Genomic DNA, 1,782 nt, shown 5'->3' on the forward strand with positions numbered 1-1,782 from the left:
GGGCAACGCCCGTTGGACAGACAGCGAACACAGTAAGCTGGCTGCCCGCAGGGCGAGCAAAGCGAGTCAATCCCCGCCTCACCGCCATATTTAAAGAAGAGCTCGTACGAAAGTACGGGCGTTTTTTGTCTATTCCACGCTCAGGCGGGGTTCGATAACGGTATCGCCCTGGTTATTCAAGTCATCCGGTGGTAGCTGCGCGACAATCTCTGGCGCAATACCAAAACGCTCAAGCAGCATCATCTTTTGTTGGTGATGCGACAGCGGAGAAAATGACTCCTTGCCTGAGGCCTCACGCACCACTTTTTCCCCTTTCACAATCCCGGTTATCGACTCTCGGCCCGCAAGCCGAATATGCAATGCCCCGTCGAACCGACTGTTGTGACGGCTTTGCTCATGGCGCTGCGGAAATTCATGCCCTGCCGCATTCAGATTAAGCAGATGACAGTCAATTCGGGAGCGACCAAGCGGTTTCCAGTTGATACACCAGACACCTTCATCTCGATGTACCCGTGTTCCCCAGATGGGATGAGGTGAATGCCAGGCCTGGAGCGGTAAAGGCTGGCCATGCAGCATAGTTGCATCCACGAGGAACAGCGTCTCTTCCAGGCGGACAAACAACGTGCCGTGACCCGGTGAATCGGCACTAACCGGACGTGGAGAACGCATGGTCGACAATCCAAACTGTACGGCAAACCCAGACGCCTTTAGCAAAGCATATAAAGCCCCATGCCCTGCCCAACAGGTCCCACCAGTGCCAAACCGCAGCCAGTGCGAAAGGAAATCATCAGGTGTAAATCCAGGAAGAACCGCGCTGCCCCCCTGTGCAACCTGGATGCGCTTACGAATATTGTCGAATGGCACGCGTCGACACCAGGCCTGATACAGTTGCGTTAATCCCTGTTCCGTCAGCGCAGGAAGATGACCGAACCCTAATTTTTCGAGCACCTGTTCGGCCAGAGCCAAACTAATTGCCATTTGAATATCTTGCGTATTCATTCCGGATTCGTGGCTGATGCCGCTCCAATTAAGAACCGAGAGATGACAAATAGCACACTCCTCACGCAATTGTAAATGAAGTGTAAAAACCCTTTTGCCCAGATGCAGGACTCTCGCGGAAAATGCTCTTCTGCATCAGAGAGTTCTGTACACAATCTAATAAGATGACCGCGTAACAGCGTGCCCACTGATGTTCATGCCAGCAGAAATCCAAAAGTAAGACGTTATCAAGTGCGGCTCCATCACTACTGTAAATAGAAAAAATCTCCCTCGCTTAACGTGATCAGACCCGCTAATGCACTCGATTGCGGGTATTATTCCCTCAGTCCAGCCTTATTCAGCAAGACAGTGTTCATTGATTAACCGAACGAAACATAATGCATAAATTATGCTTGACCGTTTTAGCCCAACTCCCTATAGTAGCGCCCCGTTGCCCACCCACGGTGAGCAGCAAAACAATATGGTGAGGTGTCCGAGTGGCTGAAGGAGCACGCCTGGAAAGTGTGTATACGGCAACGTATCCGGGGTTCGAATCCCCGCCTCACCGCCATATTTTAAGAAGAGCTCGTACGAAAGTACGGGCTTTTTTTTCGCATATCGCACAGCCTGGCGGGGTGAGAACCCCGGAACCGGGGTCGACAACGGGCAACGCCCGTTGGACAGACAGCGAACGCAGTAAGCTGTCTGCCCGCAGGGCGAGCAAAGCGAGTCAATCCCCGCCTCACCGCCATATTTAAAGAAGAGCGCGTACGAAAGTACGGGCTCTGTCTCTTATACACATCT

At 52.5% G+C, this 1,782-nt stretch carries 1 protein-coding gene and 1 tRNA gene; one reads left to right on the plus strand and one right to left on the minus strand.

Going from position 1 to position 1,782, the window contains the following annotated elements:
- Positions 1–129: 129 nt before the first annotated feature.
- Positions 130–999: an arylamine N-acetyltransferase family protein gene (locus KP80_RS22030; RefSeq protein ID WP_231625950.1), complete on the minus strand. Its 870-nt coding sequence runs from the start codon at positions 997–999 to the stop codon at positions 130–132.
- Positions 1,000–1,461: 462 nt separating this feature from the next.
- On the opposite strand from KP80_RS22030, the gene KP80_RS22035 reads away from it, so the two are divergent.
- Positions 1,462–1,549, plus strand: a tRNA-Ser gene (locus tag KP80_RS22035).
- The last annotated feature ends 233 nt before the right edge of the window (positions 1,550–1,782 follow it).

It is taken from the genome of Kluyvera genomosp. 1, from assembly GCF_001266615.1.
Lineage (GTDB): Bacteria > Pseudomonadota > Gammaproteobacteria > Enterobacterales > Enterobacteriaceae > Kluyvera > Kluyvera cryocrescens_A.